This is a genomic window from Sphingobacterium sp. UBA5670, from assembly GCF_002420705.1.
Taxonomy (GTDB): domain Bacteria; phylum Bacteroidota; class Bacteroidia; order Sphingobacteriales; family Sphingobacteriaceae; genus Sphingobacterium.
Map to the genome: position 1 here is coordinate 404581 of NZ_DIIM01000021.1, position 19064 is coordinate 423644.

The window sequence follows — 19064 nt, forward strand, 5'->3', positions numbered from 1 at the left end:
AGCACAAATCTTGAATTTTATTTCACAAAATAGGAAACACCCAAAGAAAATTCCATAATTCTATATATATTAAATTAAAATTTGGTTAAGGTGAGATTAAAATGATATTAGAGACAAAAATTGGGTATTTTCTGTCGCAGCTAAATACAAGATATTTTCTCATATAGCAAAATCGTAAGAAGCCAGCCTCGATATGAGACTGGCTTCTTGAAAGGCTTAATTTTTATTCATTAGCGATGCAAATCGAAGCGATCTAACTCCATCACTTTAGTCCATGCCTTCACAAAATCTTGTACGAATTTATCTTTTGCATCGGCACTGCCATATACTTCGGCAACAGCTCTCAGTTCAGCGTTCGAGCCAAAAACAAGATCGGCCCGTCCGGCTTCCCATTTTTTAACACCAGATTTACGATCTGATCCTTCAAAAACTTCCCGATCCTGAGAAATAGCTTTCCAAGCTTTTCCCATATCCAATAGATTGACAAAAAAATCATTCGTCAGTTGCCCAGGACGATCTGTCATCACCCCTAATTGGGATCCATCAAAATTTGCTTGAAGAGCACGAAGTCCGCCGATTAATACCGTTAATTCTGGAACAGATAGCGTAAGCGATTGTGCTTTATCAATCAATAATGATTCCGTAGACACGGTATAAGCACCTTTGCGATAGTTTCTAAATCCATCAGCAATTGGCTCAAGATAGCCCATGGATTCCACATCCGTTTGCTCCTGTGTAGCATCCATACGCCCAGGATGGAACGGTACTTTGATATCATGACCTGCTGCACCAGCTGCCTGCTCTATCGCGGCAACACCGCCCAAGACAATTAAGTCTGCCAATGAGATCTTCTTTCCGCCCTGTTGTTTTCCATTAAAATCCTGCTGAATTTGCTCCAACGCGGTAAGCACTTTCTGCAATTGCGTTGGATTATTGACTTGCCAATAGCGTTGTGGAGCCAAGCGTATCCTGGCGCCATTTGCTCCGCCTCTCATATCTGATCCACGGAAAGTAGAAGCCGAAGCCCAAGCGGTCGTTACGAGCTCTGCAGTGCTGAGCCCCGCGTTCAATAGGGCAGATTTCAATGTAATAATGTCATCAGCATCGACCAAAACATGATCGACAGCAGGAATAGGATCTTGCCACAATAATTCTTCGGCAGGAACCTCGCCCCCCAAATAACGCTCTCTTGGTCCCAAATCACGGTGTGTTAATTTAAACCAGGCACGAGAAAATGCATCAGCAAAGGCATCTTGATCTTCGTAAAATTTACGCGAGATCTTTTCATAGATTGGATCAAAACGCAACGATAAATCGGTCGTCAGCATCGTTGGTCGGCGCTTTTTATTGGGATCAAAAGGATCTGGAACATTCGAATCGGCCCCCTTGGCTACCCATTGATGCGCTCCCGCAGGACTCTTTGTTAACTCCCATTCATGTTCGAAGAGATTTTTAAAAAAGAGATTTGTCCATTCTGTCGGTTTCTGTGTCCAAATAACCTCCAAACCACTAGTGATCGCATCTGCTCCTACTCCGCTGCCATATGTACTTTTCCAACCAAGCCCTTGTTGTTCTATGCCTGCTGCTTCAGGTTCTTTTCCGACATTGTCGGCAGGGCCTGCTCCGTGAGTTTTTCCAAAAGTATGCCCACCTGCAATCAAAGCGACAGTTTCCTCATCATCCATAGCCATCCGACCAAAAGTATCCCGTATATCTTTTGCTGCAGCGATAGGATCAGGATTTCCATCTGGTCCTTCAGGATTAACATAAATCAATCCCATCTGTACCGCTGCCAACGGTTTTTCAAGATTACGGGAGTGTTGCTTACCATCTGCATTATCATCGGCAGATAATACACCGTGTGACTCCACTACGCCTTCTGAACCATGTGCATAACGAATATCACCGCCTAACCATGTTGTTTCAGAGCCCCAATATACGTCCAATTCTGGTTCAAAAGCATCCACCCGACCACCGGAATAACCAAAAGTCTTGAAGCCCATAGACTCCAAAGCGACATTACCGGTTAAGATCAATAAATCTGCCCAGGAGATATTTTTACCATATTTTTGTTTGATAGGCCACAACAGGCGACGAGCTTTATCTAAACTCACATTATCAGGCCAGCTATTCAAGGGTGCAAAACGTTGTTGCCCAGACCCAGCTCCGCCTCGACCATCACTTACCCGATAGGTACCGGCACTATGCCAAGCCATCCGGATGAATAATGGTCCATAATGACCAAAATCTGCCGGCCACCAATCCTGTGAATCGGTCATCAATGCATGCAAATCTTTTTTTACAGCTTCTAAATCCAACTGCTTAAATGCTTCTGCATAATCAAAGCCTTCGTCCATCGGATTTGACTTGCTCGCATGTTGTCTCAACAGATCTACACGAAGTCTATTTGGCCACCAATCCTGATTCTGAGTTCCCCCTCCCGCAACGGCGTTGCGCATAGTACCATTGTGAAATGGGCATTTGCTAATGTCTTTTTCGTTGTTGTCCATATGAAAAGAAAGTTTAGTTATATAATACCTTAAGTGATCAAATTGTTTGACTCCCACTTTCATAAAATTACACAAATGCGATCCCACTTTTACATCGAATGATTCGATACACTATAACCAAAATCTATATCCATAAAAGACAATTATACAAAATACTGAAAATCATCTTTTAATGAGACTCCAGAAAATAACGATTTTTGGTGTTGCTAAAACAAAAGCCATTCTTTTATTATTCTACAATTAGGTTGTATCAAAAAATATTGGCCATGAGTGAACTTTCTACATTTTTGGTGAGTGCATTTATAGGCGTGAGTCTGGCGGCAGCCACCGGCTTCCGGATTTTCATGCCCTTATTTTTATTGAGCCTTGGCTGTCGGCTGGAACTGTTCCAAGTTGGCAACGAATTGGCTTGGGCGGGCTCAACGCTTGTTTTAGCAGCAACAAGCGTAGCCATGATTTTAGAAATAGCGGGATACTACATTCCTTTTATTGACAATATATTGGACAGCCTATCCATCCCCTTAGCAACCATAGCAGGTACCTTACTTTTTGCCATACAGTTTACAGATATTTCACCGTTTGTCCGTTGGGCCATAGCAATTATAGCCGGTGGCGGTACTGCAGCAACCATCAGCACGGCCCTGGCAGGCACCCGAGCGGCCTCTTCTATCGGAACGGCAGGTTTTGGAAATTTTATGATCTCGACTATGGAAACCATCGGTTCTACTATTTTGACCATACTTGCCATATTTGTACCCTTTATGGCCATTATAGTTGTTATAGGCTTGTTCTACTTCTTTTGGCGGTTTGGCAAAGAACAACTGAATAAAAAACTTAAAAGGTCCTGATCAAGAAAATCTACTGCACTGCATGGAGATTGGCGATAAATAATACGTAAAACAAAAAAGGACAGCAAAATTCGATGCTGTCCTTTTTCAAAATTAGCTCTTGCACTGATTAAGTTTGCGCACATAAGCAACCTTTACTTTGATGTGCGCCCAGATTATAGACTGGTCTTTACTAATCAATAACAACTTCCTGGGGACGTTTTACCTTCTCAAGATCCTTCGGAAGAATAACGGTCAATACACCATCCTCGAAACTCGCATGCACATTGTCAGTAAGTACTTGTTCATTCAACTGAAATTCACGTTCAAATGGCAGTCCTTCATGCTCTTTATAAATGTAGTCGATGCCATTGTCCTGTGTGTTTTCTGTACAAAAAATCTTTAAAATCCCATCATTTATACTGACTTGGAATTGTTCTTTCTTGCGGCCAGCAGCAAAAAGCTGAACTTCATAAAATTCCGAGTTTTCTGCTATATTGGCAGGGACAAACTGTTGCCCTTCTGAACTGTGTTCACCTTCAAAAAAATGCTGTTGAAATTTTTCAAAGCGGTCCTTGAAATGCTGTCCGCAAAATTTATTATGATTTGAATACCCTCTGCTGTAATTATCTCTTTTAAACATGTCTTTAATTTTTAATGTTGAATACTAAGTGTGAATTAATGATCGCCGGATTACATCCACAGTTGCGATTTTGTAAATATTAATAAACGGGAACTATTGTTGCTCTCTTCGAACGTTGTTGTCCCTTTAAAGGCACAATCGCTACAACTGTGTTATAGTGACGCTGAACATTCGGGTACACTGGAGCCTTATCCATTTTGAATGTATGCCTATCTCTCCTGCGCATTCTTGCTGCGGCAAAGCTTCCTATTCCAAACAGAACTGTTCCAAACAATAAGAGTTTAAAGATCGTCCCAATAATTAAGGTTGCTAATCCTGCTATTGCCGTAAGCACTATCAGGCGTGGCAATATAAATCGAAGTTTATTTTTCATTTGAATACATCTTTTTTAAGGTTTCCGTTAGCACACAGTTTCATCTGCTTAACATTGACCTTCATATTTTTTAATTAACTATTACTTTAGCCGACATCCATTCTGACAGATCATCGCGTTCTGTTATTTCTTTCGGGATATTGACACAAAAAAGGCGCCTTTATAGAAGAAGACGCCCAACAACAGTTTTTACTTTAAAATTTTTATTCTTTTTTTAGAATCCGCATCGTCCGCCAAAACGACGCTTCCATTCCTCACGCAAACGCTCCCTTTCTTCTTCGGAAAGATCCTCTCCTTTTTCCATCTGACGTGGAAAATCCTTTCGAAATCTTCCACCTCCCGGTTTACCAAATCCCCTGCCAAACAGGATTCTTGACAAAACAAAGAGTCCTAGCGCCTGCCAATAGGTAATTGTTTTCAAATTGAAAATGTCAACCATTAACGTATTCCATAAATATTGTAACAACGCTACCAATAAAAAAACACCAACGATAATAGCGACAAACATAAAAGCGAATTTACCCTTCCGCTGCCTTTTTATTCTTCCATTCATAGCTTAATTCTTTAAAATTTTAATTCTTCATACAAACTGCGCAACCGTACTCTCAGATGCTTCACTGCATACCCTTTTCGACTGATGATCGTCTTTAAATTCTCATTTTCCATGACTGCAATTTCTTGAAGTGTTTTGTCTTCCAGTTCATTGAGCATAAAAACCCGACGTTGCTTTTCAGGTAATTCGTCCAATGCTTTCATCAGTTCGTCCCAAAAAATATCCTTAAATAATTTTAGCTCCGGATTATTGGAGTCATCAGCCAAAAGTAACTGACGAATAGGAAAAGTACTTTCACTATCATCATTACCTGCTATCATATCATCAAGTGATTCATTTTTCTTTTTCCGATAACTATCGGTAATCTTATTCCGTGTGACAGCATAGAGCCATGCTCCCGCATTCTCCAATTCGTCCATATTGGTCAAACGGCTAAATTGATACCACACCTCCTGTAAGATATCTTCTGCATCCTCCGTTTTCTTTACTTTTCCCTTAACAAAACGTAGCAGTTGACTTCCATAAGTCTTAACGATATCCGTAAATGATCTGGAATTTTTTTCTGCCATATGATTTTGGTATGCAATGTCCATAGCAGCATAGACGAACTAGTCGAACTTTTACTTTAAATTATTTTCATGGATCTACTTTCTTGCTGACTTCCACCGCATGAACAACATGACACATTCCTTTTTCGTCGTCTTTCGTATACGCTTTATTCGCATAAATATACTAGATAATCAGCTAATAGGCTATGCTTTCTATACACTTTATGCAATATAAAAAAGTAGTACTATGGTTTAAGACTTTCGGCGCTGCTGAATAACCTTACCTGTATCGGTAATAAAAATATAATGATATGCGGGGAAACGCTGAATCAATTTTTTCCCTTCTTTCTCGCCCAGTACCATGATTGAGGTACTGAGTGCATTTGCGATTTCCGCTGAGGGTCCATAAATCGTCACTGAAGTTAATCCCGTAGCTGGATAACCTGTCACCGGATTTATAATATGTGAATAACGTTTTCCATTAATCTCCGCATATTTCTCATAGCTGCCCGAAGTTGCTACGGCCATTTCATTCAAACGAAGAACTTTGACCATTCGATGGGGTTTGAACGGATTGTTTACGCCCACTTTCCAGGCATCGCTATTGGGTGGGCTTCCCCAAGCCGACAGATCACCAGAAGCATTAACTATACCTGCTTCAATCCCTTTTGCTTTCATTATTTCCCTGCCCCTATCTGCCGCATAGCCTTTCCCAATAGAGCCGAAACCGATCTTCATACCCGGTAACTCCAGAAAAATTGTCGAAGCCGCACTATCGAGGCGAATGTGTTGATAGCCAACTTTCTCGACAGAACTCTTAATCACTTCTTCTGCGGGCATCGAGGTCATGCTGCCATCAAATAGCCAAACTTTATCTAAGGCAACAATACTGATATCAAAAGCACCACCTGAATTTTGAGCATATTGGATTGCACGTTGTGTTAGATCAAACACTTCTCTATCCACCTTAACTGGCTTAATCCCTGCATTGCGGTTCACCGCTGCTATTTGGGTTTGCGGACGCCATTCTGAAATCAGATTTTCTATTCGATCTATTTCGGAGATGACTTCATCGATATGCTGATTTGTAATCGAGCTATCCCGATCTACCAAGCTAATTTCGAAAACAGAGCCCATAAGGGTGACTTGCCGTTTAACCAATACCTGCGAAAAACCCGAAGTAATGGATAGAAAGCAAAACATTAAAAATAGGCCACATTGTTTATTGTTCTTCATGCGATTGATCTAAAAAGGAATTATAAAGTCGATCTATACCAAAAGTAGTGCTAGTGATGGGATTTGCTATAGTACCACCAATTTACTAATAACAATCTGTTAAGATCTGTCCATTTTCTTTGTAGACCGCAATAGTTTTGCCGATATGTGCTAGGAGAAGTTCATTTAAAGTATGTTCAACGTCATGCTGCATCCGCAATGCTCCACAAAGCAATATATAACCTCCTTTATCAAGCAATTCGACAAAATACGGCGCATCCCGACGAATCAAATCCATGACATATTGTGGATTTTCCTCACGCGAGAAAGCCAGTTCAAGCTGCTGCAGATGCCCTAATTTCAGCTGTTCTTCAGCAAAATCCACATAGTGCGCAGTCATTTCATTTCGATGGCGAAAACCAGCATATAAACGTAAAGGAGTCATACTTTCATTTTCTGAAATCATGCCTATAAAAGGTGCTATCCCAGTACCATTCGCAATCAAAGCGACTGCATTAGCGGCTTTCGGAAAATGAAAACTTGGATTAACCATGACTCGTGCTTGCAGGGTTTGATTCGGTTCCAATCGATAAAGGAAGCTAGAACCAAATCCATCAGGAAACAATTTCACCACAAGCTGAACCATCCCATCTTTGTAGCCGATCGAATAAAAACGTTCACGTTGATCTTGGGCGGGATAGATTGCCAACAAATCTCCGGATTGCATTTTAACCTTACTCAAAGGTTTCAATAATAACGTAAAAGTTGTATTGGTTGATGAAACAGTAGACTTCGCTATCACTTTGAATTTTGTCAATCCGACGACTTTAGCACTATAAATAGCAGGAGCAGAAGCTAACGCGATATCAGTCTTTTCTGACCAGTGATGTATCCATGAAATAAGTTCATCAACATGCTTATCATTAACGGTATGTAACTCGGTTAGACGAGAAGCCCAGACTTGTTTTTCTAATAAATGATCAATTTCGCGCGCATAGGCACAAAAGTCGGGATAGGCTTTCGAACCAAAGCCGAGAACCGAAAATTGTACATCTTGCTTTTGTGGATGGCTGTTGAGCTTTTGTTCAAATTGAAGTGCATTGGAGGGTGCTGTTCCTAGCCCGTATGTTGAGGTAAACACAAGCAAGTGTTTTGCCGTTGGAAAGCATTGATATTGATTCATTCCGAGCAACAACGATTTTTGCCCATCCGCTAAGAGCTGTTTATGGATCTGATTGGCGAAAAACAGCGTGCTTCCATTTTCCGTTCCAAAAAGAATAACAATCTCCGCTTCTTCAGGTTTATATTTATTCTTGATTTTAGTACGCGTGCGCTTGAATGTGATTGCAAAGCCCGTGTAAATAAAGAACACAATATTCAAAGATGCGAGTCCCAATATAATGGCCCATATGATATTGGTCTTGCCCGTATGGAGGTCCAAAGAAAACTGTTCGGCCAATGCTGTAAAGGGATACTTTACTTCTTTATGCAAGCTTCCATTCAACTGATTTATGGTCAATTCCCGATCGCGAAGCTTCAGTACAAAAAACTCATCAGGATCGTCTTCCATAAACGGAAACTCCAACGTCTTCAAATCGACAAGTTTTGTATTTTGGAATATCGAAAATTTCGCTACCTCCAATTGGACATCTTCCTTCATCTTATTGGGATATTCAATTGTTTGGTTCGGCTTTTTTAAGATTTCAATACGCACCAGGAATAAATAGGTACCTGTTAGGGCCAATATCAAAATTGGTATCAAAAATAAACGTCCTGAAACAACATGAAAATACTGTGCGAAAAAGTCCCGGTTGATTTTGGCAAAGAAATGTCGAACGCCCTGTTGACGCTTGACAATCAGAACAATTCCAGAAATGGTAATAAGAAACAACAGAAATGAAACCACACCAATAATCACCCGGCCCGTCACTTTAAGAAAGAGTGAACGGTGTAACGCTGTAACCCATTGAACAAATTGGGACTTATTCAATTGAGGGCCAAGCAGACGCCCTGTATTCGGATCGATATAACCTTTCACGGTGTTGCCATCTGCGTCTATGGCGTCAATACTCACAAATTGATTGTGATCTACCGAGATCGCTATGATTTCAGGATAAACCTTGCGCAAAGTTGTTACTGACTGCGCAAGGTTTAATGTTTCAATATGTTCAACCCGATAAGGCGGAATTTTTTCGTTGACGGCGTCAATGGCCAATATTACGCCAGTTATCGATAATAAAAGTAAAAAGATAGAAGAAACAATAGCTAAGGCTAAATGTGCATACCTCCAAATAGATACCAGCATTTTTACCCCTTTTCTTATTGTACTTTATTTAACTTAACAAGTTTGATATATCCCTTGCCATTAGCTTTTTCAGTGATAGCTTCCTTTGTCAAAGCAATTTCAACATCAGCAGTATGGTATTTTTGTTCCTCTACAGCAGATTCAAAACGGAGTTTATACCCTTTGTTAAACTTCGTTTCATCAATATCCAATGTCCGCATGGCACGGTCACCGCCACCAACTGACGCACCCGTCACCGCATTTAGCTTTTCTTTGGTTTTATTTTGGAACTTGTACCATTCCTTGATTGTATTATACCATTGTTTATCAGATCCCAATACGGCGAGTGTTTTTTCGTAAGCTCCACTAGGATTAATCAGTGAAATCACCACGTAGGCTTTCTCACCTTCATAGGCATTCATTTGGATCATACACTTATATTTAGCTGCCTGTGCGAAAGAGCTTAAGGCCGCCATCGAAAATAAAAGAGTGGCTATCGTTGTTTTAACTATGTTATTCATCTTCAATTGTATCTAATTTTATTTCAAAAAGTCAAGCTGCACATTGGATTTAGACAAGAAATCGTTCTCTTTCGCCAAATCATAAGCTGTTTCATCGAATTCTGTTTTCAATTCCTTTTTTGCACCAAGCGAAACCAATGTTTTTAGTAGGGAATCGTCTTTCGCTAGGAGAGCTGCCTTATGTAGTGCAGTCGTCCCCTCTTTATCCTGTGCATTAATATCTACGCCAAGTTCGCTGGCTTTCTGGATAAGCTTCACATTCTCTTTGGCTACCGCCAGATGATACAATGTACTACCATTTTTTTGTGGAGCAACAACATCCAATCCGTTCGTCTTAAGTATAGTTAATTTTTCTTTAAACTCATCTCCTTGTGACACATTTCCCTGGCCACCTGGTCTGCCCCCCTGTGGCAATTCTTTGTAAGAATTAAACCAATAGAAAGCTAAGTTATTACCCTCCTTATCCAATACCTTGGTATCGGCTCCATTTTTAATCAATGCTGCAGCTACTTCCGGAGTTCCATTCGCTATTGCTTTAGTCAATGCAGATTCGCCTTTTTCATTTACTGCATTTACGTTCTTCGCTTTAGTAAGCAGCAGCTCGACCAATTTAGCATCCTTACCACTAGCAGCCACCATAAGCGCTGTATTTCCTTCGTTGTCCGCTTTTGCGACGTCTACACCTTTATCCAAAAAATAATTGATCACGGCCATATCTGGTCTGCGAACTAAAGCATGCAGCACTGTCGCTCCTTCTTTATTTACAGCCTTGGGATCCAATTTGAACTTTTCAACCAAATAGGTATAAACCGACAAACCATTCGATGCTTGTCTGGAACCCTGAGTCGCAAAAAATAACGCATTATTGGTTGGTTTTACGCCACGGGCGATGAATTTCTCCATTAGCTCGGTATTTCCAAGTTTAGCCGCATAATCCGTCACTGTACGGCCCGACTCGTCTTTATCTTGAATAGATAATCCTTTTTTTATGAAATAATCCGTCAATGCAAGGTCCTTGTCTGCAGACGCTGCAAGCATCATTAATGTAGCACCACCTTCATATTTTTGTTTGGGATTCACACCCGCTTTAAACAAAGCATCATAGACGGCAGTATTTGTATTTCCTGTCGAAGCTGCATAAGCAATAATTGGGTAACCATGGCTATCTTGGTAATTGACATCCGATCCTTTTGCAATTAAAAACTCGACAAGCTCCGCATTTCCACTTGACGCTGCCCAGTGTAAATAACTACGGCTGTGATGCGTCTTCTTCGTTACACTATTCCCTTCTTGTTCGATCATAAATTTGACAACATCCGTCGGAGCGCCATTTAATATCGCCATTGTGACTGGATCAAAGGATGCTGCATTAGGCTGAGAAGGGCTATTTCCTTTGCTGATTTCTTCTTTAACAATTGTCAATGTAGGTTTACCTTTCCAAAACTCGCCGTTCATTAACGAATTTGTTTGCGCTTGTGCATAAGTTGCAGCGAATAATAAAGCTGCTAAAAGTGTCTTTTTCATCCTTTTATTTGTCTTTTGAAGTTGATGAAGTAACATGGCCTATTCATTCCCTACTCAATTATTCAGCAAATTGAGCTTCAGTCATACGATAACTTGGGTCGAAATACATCGTGCAGGTTTCATCAGAATATAAGTGTAAATGCGTATATTTTAAGAACATGGAAGCTTTCCGAATTCGATTTTTTACAACAATTTCTGCATACAGACAAGCCCATTTTTAAAATAGAATAACTACTTTATTTAAATTAATTCTAAATTAATGCAAATCTAAAAAATATTCCCAAACCACAAAAATTAATCGTGCTAATTTTCATTGATCAACTGCCCTTAAAGCCTTTCGGTCTCATCCGAACAAAATCGGAAAGAAGATTGTTAAACTTGCAAATGCACTAAAATTATCTTAGTTTACTTAAAATAAAGCGGTATAATGAGCAAGGTAGCATCCAATTTTTATACAATCAGCGCGACGACTGAAAATGAACATAAAATTTTCTATCGTTTGTATGTACCCGACGACAATCAGATAGTGGCAACAATACTTCTGGTACATGGCATGCAGGAGCATAGTGGTCGGTATCAGGAATTAGCCAATTATCTAACGACACAGAATTTTGCGGTTTTAACCTACGATCAATTGGGTCATGGAAAGACAGCTCTAGATGCCGGTCAATTGGGGTATTTTAAACAGCATGGGGCTAAAGAACAACTCATTGATGACGCCATTACAATGAGTAACTTCTTACGTGAAACCTATCCGCAACTGCCTCAATTTATTTTAGGGCACTCCATGGGATCCTTTGTTACGCGTTGTGTTTTACAAAAAATTGGCAGGCAATTTAAGGGGGCCATTATCGTAGGGACAGGCCAACGTCAAAAAGGATCCACGGCCTTTCGCCTTTTACTTACTCTTCTCAATAATATTGCCCCCAAAAGAAGAAGTAAATTGATCAATCGTATTTTTGACAAACGCAATAATGCTCGATTTAAGAACGAGCCCAACCAAAATAACAGCAATTGGTTAAGCATAAATCAGGCAAACCGTATTTCATTTTTGGAAGACCTACTTTGTGGGGGATTGTTTACCAACAATGGGTTTCATACCGTTTTAGACCTTTCCTTGCAAGCGACAGATATCGAGGCTACCAAGAATATCCCAAAAAATCTACCAATTGTATTTATCAGCGGACAGGATGATCCAATTGGAGATTTTGGAATAGGCGTTGAAAAAAGTGCTGCACAGTTAAGTGCACAGGGGCAAACCGATATAACCATTAAATTATATGCAGGCATGCGGCATGAAATTCTTAATGAAGACTGTAAAATGGAGGTATTCCAGTTCATCAGTAACTGGCTTCATCGCTATTTAGTTTAGTTTCCGGCTGTAATATTTCCGAATAGGCTCATCTAAATATTTAAAGACCAATAAAGCTAAAAAAATCAACGACAGCATTCCAATTATAATAATCACAGCCATCTGCTTATTCGATGGGTGATGGAGTTCCACATAGCTCATAAAAATCCAGATAAATGGATAATGAATGATATAGAGCGGATAGGAAATATCACCCAAGAACTTGCATAACTTCTTAACACCTCCAAAAACAGGCTGCCCTCCTATCCCCAGCATGAGTAATAAAGGAAAATATAAGATAACGACAATAGGATCAATATATTTACCATAAGCTTCAGAAAATGGAATAAAAAATACGGCGGCAAGTAGACCTAGAATACTGAAAAAAGGAAGCTTGTTCGAAATAGTCCAGTTGGACCTAAAAATAAGTAGTCCCATTGAAAATGAAAACCATAAACGGATTCCCCCAGCCCAAAAATTATCTGCCCCAAAACCGACAGCTAAATAGCCGGAACGAAATGATTCGGCACATAGCGCTGCTGCACCGAGGAGCACTATTCCCCAAAGAAACTTTTTTGGAATCCGTACCAGGACCAAAGCATAGGCTATATTGGCGATATACTCCCAAAATAGTGACCATGTAGGTGGGTTTAAATGAAAAAGATTAAAATATCGTTCTGGTACAGCCGGATATGGTATCAACGTTATCCCACTGATGAACATCCCTATCTTCTGCAAGACGGAAAATGAGCCAGCCAAATTACTGAATGGGTCGTAAATAAATGCCAGTAAACCAATTAATGTACCGATTATAACCAGTGGGTGCAATCTTAGCAAACGCAAGAGAAAGAATCGTTTTAGACCAATTTTAACCAGCTTCTGATCGTAGGCATAGGCAATTACAAACCCCGATAAAACAAAAGAAGAAATCAACGGCTAAATAGCTATGTGGAATAAAACTATTGCGGTAATCTGGTTGTGCGATTTCCATAAAGTGAAACAGTACGACTGCGATTGCGGCCACCCCACGCATGGCGTCAAGAAGTTCAAAATGTTTCTTCGTTTGATGTATCATATTTTTTATCGACAGCGAAAATCAAGACCAACAAAAATCGGCGATCCACTGCTAACTATTGAAAATTCTATTTAATATTAAACGTTGGTGCTGGTTGCCCCTCAACACTGCTGGTTGCCCCTTCAATTTTGGGCCAGTCCTTATCCCAGACAATCTGATCCAAAAATAGCATCCGGCGATTTCCCCCCGTAGCCACACGAGGCTGTTTTGGATCTATACCATGATAGAGTATCCAATCTTTTCCCTTGTCATCTGTAATAATGCGCGAAGTATGGCCCGTCCCCACAAATTTATCATTTCCTTTTAACAACAGTGTTCCACTCCCCCGCTGTGTAAGATTGCGACCTTCCTGATCCACATAGGGTCCTTTCAGATTGCGAGAGCGGCCCACAAGAATATGGTAACTGCTTTTTTCTCCTTCACAACAGGAGCCTTTGGATCCGATAAAGTAATAATATCCTTTTCGTTTATAGATCACCACAGCTTCAAAATCTCCTGCAGCAACTTTAAATTTTTTATTTAAATCAGGTACCGCGGTCCCATTTTCATCGAGTTCAACACCATATGTTCCCTGCGTATTCGCATCACTAAAACTACCCCAGAACAGATAATTCTGCCCATTTTCTGTAAAAAAATAAGGGTCTATTGAATTCGGCACATCGATCTCCTTGCTATCAAAAAGTTTACCTTGATCGATAAAGGGGCCTTCCGGTCTATCTGCTAGGGCTACACCGATACCGGGGTTGGGGTCCCCCCATGTTGAATAGGCATAATATAAGATATACTTACCATTTAACCTCACCACATCTGGTGCCCAGATTCCTCCCTCGGCTTTCCAGCTCGGTTTTGAGCTGAAGGCCGTGCCAATCCAAGTCCAATGAGCAAGATCAGCCGATTGTAGAATAGACACCAAACGTTGCCCCTTTCCGTCGCCCCAATTGTCGGCTGTCCCGTACGCATAGAACATTTTGCTCTGAGGATCTCTAACGACTGTAGGATCAGCAAGTATAGGCTCAAAAACCGGATTGCTGTAGGTCTTATGCTGAGCCCTAGCATTTGTTATTTGACCCGACTGCTTCACTGAACCTGTAGCGCTTCCACAGGAGCTCAACAGGTTCAGTACGGCAACTCCCCCAATCCAATATCTTAACAACATTGCATTCAACATCTTATTATTCTATTTATATTATTTTCTATATCATAGGAAAAGCTATTTTGCTTTTCCCAATTTCTCTTCCAACATTTTGATAAAATAGCCACCAACAACGGATCTTGCTTTAAATCCAGCTCTTTTAGGACGGTCTGTATACGTCCAATCCGACATGGGAACACGGTCTGTTGTTTCGTTCATAAAACGGTAGACTGGCTTCAAAAATGCCTCAAAAGTAGGCTTATCATCTGCCATGGTCGCCGTCCAAATAATCCAATCGGTTTTGGTATAAGGCTGACGATTGTCCAGGGGAAGTCCGTATTTATTTTGTTTGCCGAGATAGTATTTAATTTCAGTTTCACGGATAGAGGGGTCAAAAATATCCATCTTAAGCAATTTATCCCAGACCATATTATACTTTTGGCTCCAGGTTCCACTTTTATCAAAAGTTAACTTATAGTGATCCCCATCTTCGGCCATCTCTTTCCATTTCATCGCCATTGCTTTTGCTTCGGTCAGATACTTTTTCGCCGTAGTCTCTTCACCAAGCATTTGGGCCAGATAACCGTAAGATGCGATACCTAAAATAGCTTTAATTGATAAGTTGGCATTATGCGCAAAATGGCCTGCAAAATCATCTGTACACAACTGATTTTCGGGGTCAAGACCTTTATCTACTAGGTAATCTACCCAGGTAGATAGCACTTTCCAATGTTTTTTGGCATAAGCTGCATTGCCTTCGACCTTGGCTAAAGCATAAGTTAATATCAGCATATTGCCTGATTCTTCCACGGGCATATCCCCACCGTAGGTTTGACCATTCGCCAAAGGATAGGTTCCAACATCATGCGCCGCAAAAGGCTTTGTCCACTTATTGCTTTCACTATAATAAAAAATGGCGTTCATTAGTGCTTTTGCCAGTTCCGGATTATAGTATAAGAAAATCGGTGCTGAAGGATAGGTTACATCAACCGTTCCTATTGACCCATTGCTGTCATTTTCTTTGGACAGTAAAAGCAGATCGCCATTGGGTGCCTTGACAAGTTTATGGGCGGCGATTGCCTGTCTATAGGCCAAGGCACATAATGCGGCATAGTCCTCACCTCCGTTGCGCAAAGCTGTACCCCATAATTCGGCATCAAATTTATCAGCAGCCTTTTTGAGAGCTGTATACTCCTTGTCAGCCAGTTCAAATTGTTTCTCAATGGAACTATTTCCACTAGTATTCCAATAAGGCCGTAAATTTTGTCCAAAATATTGGATGGAGTACAGATCATCATACCCCAACAAGATCTTATCCTGATAGCTCGATGAAACATCAAAAGTTTGCATCAGTGCCAATTGTTGACCTCCATTTTCTGAAGAGCTATTTTCACTCTTCAGAAAATTAGACCGTAATTGATGACTATTTCCGACCGCGGACTTTGTCTTTGATTTTGCACCAGCCATATAAAAATACCCCCAATCTATCCGTAGGTCGTCACCTTTCCTTCCTAGAACCTGCTGGCTTTTGCTTCCTGTCTTTACAAACTCGAGATTTCCTGAGACAAAGGAGCTGCTTGCTGCATCTTGAAGTGGAGAATTCAGTGCCCAATTTGGTGCTGCCTCCAAATAAAGTTGTACTTGGTGTTTCTTGCCATCCTTCGCATGGACCATATAGGAAAGATAATTTACGGGTCTAGCCACTAAGTCCAATTTATCCAGAAACATCGGCGCAGTAAATGTAATATTTAAATCGACGGGCCCGCAATTAAACGTGTAATGTGTCTGTGTTGCCTGCACATCGGAAGCGATCTGCTTCGCCTCATTGTCAAATTGAATGCTACCTTCTTTTTCTGTAAAGAGTCCAAAATCAAAATATCCGTTGGCTACCCTATTATAGCAATAACCCGCCAGTATATTTTTCCCTTTCTTCAATGTTTTTACGACATGTTCGGGCAGTTTGACCCGACTATTTTTACCTGTCGAATTACCTGTATTAACAACTTCAATACCGTTGACGTACAAAATAGCGTCATCGTCATGTGTAAATTCTATATATACAGATTTTCCTGTCAGATCCTCAGTCAGTTCAACTTCCCTTCTAATCCAAATTTTAGGTTCCTGCCAATCAGTCTCCACATTGGGTTCTTTGTCCTTGGTACCGAATGGTGCTGCCCCAGTCTTCCATTGCCGCACATCAAAAGAAGGTTTCATCCAGTCAGAAGCGGGTTCGCTGACAACGTAACTTCCCGTCCATGCCGCATGTTCGCCCATCCGTGCCAAAGGCAAGAGTTCCGCTTCTTCTTTACCTAAGAAGCGATAGGATTTCCCATCCACTTTAAGGACACCCAATAAGGGGAAGGATTTTCCGGTCCAATGTCGTACAACATCCGCATTTAATTCGTTGCTATAGGACCAGGCACTTGTATTGGGGTCAATTGTTACTAAAGGATAGGCAGGCGCGCGAAGCTCATTCTTAAGGACTTGTTTTTGTGCAAACGACGATACCGATTGACATACAATAGCCGTTGCAATTAGTAATTTTAATTTCATTGATTTCGTATAAAATAGGTTTAGGTTGACAGGTATACTTTCAGCGATAAATTTAGGCCGCAACTCGGGTTGCGGCCATATCGCTATCAATTATTTGGTAGGTGCATTATAAAGCGCCTGATGTGCAGCTTTCAATTCCGCTTCAGGCATTTTGACAACTTTACGATCATAGGTCATCAAACCATTTGTTTCTACTTCCACATCTGTTGTCTGTGTATAAACAGCGGCAGACAATCCCATAGGAATTAAACGTGTTAAATCATGGATCAGGCGTTTATAGCGCTCCAATAATTCCGTTTTATTTTTAAAACTTTGGTATCCCCAGTTGTCTTTCTGTTGCCAGGAATGTCCGTCTATTGGTAATCCCAGACCACCAAATTCACCCAATGCTAGCACTTGCTTAGCGCCAAATAAATTTGGATCAGGCATGGCTGCATCCGGATAATTATGGATATCCAAGATATGTCCAGTTTCCATAAAGTTACCACCACTGGCACTATTTACGAGTCTAGAAGGATCATTAGCCATTGTCCATTCCGTTATTTCTTTTGTTTTGAATTGCCCCCAAGCCTCATTAAAAGGTACCCAGATGACAATACTTGGGTAGTTGTGCAATACCTCCATAATGGTTTTCCACTCTTTTCTGTAGTAACCCTCAGATTCCTGCGAACGTACTTTATCCCTATTTCCTCCTGAAATCTTTCCTGGTTGCATATCCCAATGGTTTCCGCCAAGATCGCCGCTAGGCATGTCTTGCCAGACAAGCATACCTATACTATCACAGTATCGATACCAACGCGCCGGTTCTACTTTGATATGTTTACGGATCATATTGAATCCCATTTCCTTTGTTTTAACAACATCAAACTTCAGCGCTTCATCCGTGGGTGCTGTATGTAGACCATCTGGCCACCAGCCTTGATCCAAGGGACCGTATTGGAAGGTAAACTTATTGTTTAACATTAAACGTTGAACACCATTTTCGTCTTTCTGCATGGCTATTTTCCGCATGGCAAAATAGCTTTTCGCCTGGTCTACGATTTTTCCTTTTCGAATTAGCTGAATTTCCAAATCATAGAGCTTAGGGTTACTCGGCGACCAGGGCTCCAAATTGGGTACCGAAAGATCAAAAGATGTATTGGGTTGTCCTATTTGTTCTTTAATAAGCTTTCCGCCATCCAATGCACGCACCTTTATCTCGTCACCGGCTTGACTTCCTTCTACGGAAGCTTGAAAGGCCAAGACAGCATCATCCAATCGCGGAGTCTGTTTGGTGCTCACTATATAAGTTTGTGGAACACTTTCTAACCAAACGGTCTGCCAAATTCCCGTAACTGGTGTGTACCATATACCATTCGGCTTATTTACCTGTTTACCGCGTGGTTGAGGTCCATCATCAGTCGGATCCCATACCCGAATGGCTATTTCCTGTTTCGCTCCTTTCTTTAGGAAGCTTGTCACATCCATCGAAAATGGATCAAAACCACCTTCATGTCTTCCGACCAATTGATTATTTACATACACGTCACACTGCCAATCTACGGCACCGAAATGCAACAGGACCTTATTTTTATGGACAGACTTGTCCAATGTTATGGTATTGTTATACCATAAGGCTTTATCTTTTCCAACCTCTTTACCAACACCGGACAATGCCGATTCAATAGCAAAAGGAACAAGGATGTTGCCGTCCCATTGACGAGGAATCTCTTTAGTACCTACTGGAGTGACAGCATATTTCCATAGTCCATTTAAATTCTGCCAGTTATTGGTTCTGGTTAATTGTGGTCTAGGATATTCAGGATGTGGCTTTTGTGCCGTTACTTTCTCGCCCCAAGGGGTTAATATATGTGACCCTGCGGGTTTCCAATCCTGAGCAAAGTTCAATTGTGCTGCCATCATCAAACTGGCAAAAAATAGGGTTTTCTTCATCATAAAAAATCGTTAAGTCATTT

16 protein-coding genes are annotated in these 19064 nt (G+C 40.9%); 2 read left to right on the forward strand and 14 right to left on the reverse strand.

The window, feature by feature from the left end; genetic code table 11:
* Positions 1-230: 230 nt before the first annotated feature.
* Positions 231-2510 (reverse strand): catalase/peroxidase HPI, encoded by a 2280-nt coding sequence (gene katG, locus B3C94_RS19815; protein WP_293906923.1) that lies wholly within the window; start codon positions 2508-2510, stop codon positions 231-233.
* A 266-nt stretch (positions 2511-2776) separates the two neighbouring features.
* On the opposite strand from katG, the gene B3C94_RS19820 reads away from it, so the two are divergent.
* Positions 2777-3358 (forward strand): DUF4126 domain-containing protein, encoded by a 582-nt coding sequence (locus B3C94_RS19820; protein ID WP_293906925.1) that lies wholly within the window; start codon positions 2777-2779, stop codon positions 3356-3358.
* A gap of 172 nt (positions 3359-3530) precedes the next feature.
* On the opposite strand, the gene B3C94_RS19825 is transcribed toward B3C94_RS19820, so the two are convergent.
* The 8 genes from B3C94_RS19825 to B3C94_RS19860 form a co-directional block, all read right to left on the reverse strand.
* Positions 3531-3980: an Hsp20/alpha crystallin family protein gene (locus B3C94_RS19825; RefSeq protein WP_293906927.1), complete on the reverse strand. Its 450-nt coding sequence runs from the start codon at positions 3978-3980 to the stop codon at positions 3531-3533.
* A gap of 79 nt (positions 3981-4059) precedes the next feature.
* Complete coding sequence (locus B3C94_RS19830) at positions 4060-4353, reverse strand: hypothetical protein (RefSeq protein ID WP_293906929.1); 294 nt, start codon at positions 4351-4353, stop codon at positions 4060-4062.
* Positions 4354-4567: 214 nt separating this feature from the next.
* On the reverse strand, positions 4568-4906 hold the full coding sequence (locus tag B3C94_RS19835) for a hypothetical protein (RefSeq protein ID WP_293906931.1): 339 nt from the start codon (positions 4904-4906) through the stop codon (positions 4568-4570).
* Positions 4907-4917: 11 nt separating this feature from the next.
* Positions 4918-5475, reverse strand: a complete 558-nt coding sequence (locus tag B3C94_RS19840) for an RNA polymerase sigma factor (RefSeq protein ID WP_293906933.1) — start codon at positions 5473-5475, stop codon at positions 4918-4920.
* A gap of 231 nt (positions 5476-5706) precedes the next feature.
* Entirely contained in the window at positions 5707-6690 is a 984-nt protein-coding gene (locus B3C94_RS19845) for an FAD:protein FMN transferase (protein WP_293906935.1), read from the reverse strand.
* An 85-nt stretch (positions 6691-6775) separates the two neighbouring features.
* Positions 6776-8974, reverse strand: coding sequence for a PepSY domain-containing protein (locus tag B3C94_RS19850; protein ID WP_293906937.1), 2199 nt, complete (start codon positions 8972-8974; stop codon positions 6776-6778).
* A gap of 14 nt (positions 8975-8988) precedes the next feature.
* Positions 8989-9474: a DUF2271 domain-containing protein gene (locus B3C94_RS19855; protein ID WP_293906939.1), complete on the reverse strand. Its 486-nt coding sequence runs from the start codon at positions 9472-9474 to the stop codon at positions 8989-8991.
* Between the two features lie 18 nt (positions 9475-9492).
* Positions 9493-10998 carry an ankyrin repeat domain-containing protein gene (locus tag B3C94_RS19860; RefSeq protein WP_293906941.1) on the reverse strand — a complete coding sequence of 502 codons (1506 nt, stop codon included), beginning with the start codon at positions 10996-10998 and terminating at the stop codon, positions 9493-9495.
* Positions 10999-11425: 427 nt separating this feature from the next.
* On the opposite strand from B3C94_RS19860, the gene B3C94_RS19865 reads away from it, so the two are divergent.
* A complete protein-coding gene (locus B3C94_RS19865; RefSeq protein ID WP_293906943.1) occupies positions 11426-12370 on the forward strand; it encodes an alpha/beta fold hydrolase in 945 nt (314 codons plus the stop codon).
* Here the strand turns inward: B3C94_RS19865 and B3C94_RS19870 are convergent.
* The 5 genes from B3C94_RS19870 to B3C94_RS19890 all read right to left on the reverse strand — a co-directional run bounded on the left by B3C94_RS19870 (position 12362) and on the right by B3C94_RS19890 (position 19044).
* Positions 12362-13282, reverse strand: coding sequence for an acyltransferase family protein (locus B3C94_RS19870; protein WP_293906945.1), 921 nt, complete (start codon positions 13280-13282; stop codon positions 12362-12364). The genes B3C94_RS19865 and B3C94_RS19870 overlap by 9 nt on opposite strands.
* Positions 13218-13424, reverse strand: a complete 207-nt coding sequence (locus tag B3C94_RS19875; RefSeq protein ID WP_293907367.1) for an acyltransferase family protein — start codon at positions 13422-13424, stop codon at positions 13218-13220. The genes B3C94_RS19870 and B3C94_RS19875 overlap by 65 nt, the downstream gene beginning before the upstream one ends.
* Positions 13425-13491: 67 nt before the next feature.
* Entirely contained in the window at positions 13492-14580 is a 1089-nt protein-coding gene (locus B3C94_RS19880) for a family 43 glycosylhydrolase (protein WP_293906947.1), read from the reverse strand.
* Positions 14581-14634: 54 nt separating this feature from the next.
* Positions 14635-17109 carry a glutaminase family protein gene (locus tag B3C94_RS19885; protein ID WP_293906949.1) on the reverse strand — a complete coding sequence of 825 codons (2475 nt, stop codon included), beginning with the start codon at positions 17107-17109 and terminating at the stop codon, positions 14635-14637.
* A 90-nt stretch (positions 17110-17199) separates the two neighbouring features.
* Positions 17200-19044, reverse strand: coding sequence for a glycoside hydrolase family 2 protein (locus B3C94_RS19890; RefSeq protein ID WP_293906951.1), 1845 nt, complete (start codon positions 19042-19044; stop codon positions 17200-17202).
* Between the last annotated feature and the right edge of the window lie 20 nt (positions 19045-19064).

Excerpts from the sequence above, each read along its gene's own strand:
- katG (WP_293906923.1), bottom strand. The coding sequence starts at position 2,510 with ATGGACAACAACGAAAAAGACATTAGCAAATGCCCATTTCACAATGGT.
- B3C94_RS19820 (WP_293906925.1), top strand. The coding sequence starts at position 2,777 with ATGAGTGAACTTTCTACATTTTTGGTGAGTGCATTTATAGGCGTGAGT.
- B3C94_RS19825 (WP_293906927.1), bottom strand. The coding sequence starts at position 3,980 with ATGTTTAAAAGAGATAATTACAGCAGAGGGTATTCAAATCATAATAAA.
- B3C94_RS19830 (WP_293906929.1), bottom strand. The coding sequence starts at position 4,353 with ATGAAAAATAAACTTCGATTTATATTGCCACGCCTGATAGTGCTTACG.
- B3C94_RS19835 (WP_293906931.1), bottom strand. The coding sequence starts at position 4,906 with ATGAATGGAAGAATAAAAAGGCAGCGGAAGGGTAAATTCGCTTTTATG.
- B3C94_RS19840 (WP_293906933.1), bottom strand. The coding sequence starts at position 5,475 with ATGGCAGAAAAAAATTCCAGATCATTTACGGATATCGTTAAGACTTAT.
- B3C94_RS19845 (WP_293906935.1), bottom strand. The coding sequence starts at position 6,690 with ATGAAGAACAATAAACAATGTGGCCTATTTTTAATGTTTTGCTTTCTA.
- B3C94_RS19850 (WP_293906937.1), bottom strand. The coding sequence starts at position 8,974 with ATGCTGGTATCTATTTGGAGGTATGCACATTTAGCCTTAGCTATTGTT.
- B3C94_RS19855 (WP_293906939.1), bottom strand. The coding sequence starts at position 9,474 with ATGAATAACATAGTTAAAACAACGATAGCCACTCTTTTATTTTCGATG.
- B3C94_RS19860 (WP_293906941.1), bottom strand. The coding sequence starts at position 10,998 with ATGAAAAAGACACTTTTAGCAGCTTTATTATTCGCTGCAACTTATGCA.
- B3C94_RS19865 (WP_293906943.1), top strand. The coding sequence starts at position 11,426 with ATGAGCAAGGTAGCATCCAATTTTTATACAATCAGCGCGACGACTGAA.
- B3C94_RS19875 (WP_293907367.1), bottom strand. The coding sequence starts at position 13,424 with ATGATACATCAAACGAAGAAACATTTTGAACTTCTTGACGCCATGCGT.
- B3C94_RS19880 (WP_293906947.1), bottom strand. The coding sequence starts at position 14,580 with ATGTTGTTAAGATATTGGATTGGGGGAGTTGCCGTACTGAACCTGTTG.
- B3C94_RS19885 (WP_293906949.1), bottom strand. The coding sequence starts at position 17,109 with ATGAAATTAAAATTACTAATTGCAACGGCTATTGTATGTCAATCGGTA.
- B3C94_RS19890 (WP_293906951.1), bottom strand. The coding sequence starts at position 19,044 with ATGATGAAGAAAACCCTATTTTTTGCCAGTTTGATGATGGCAGCACAA.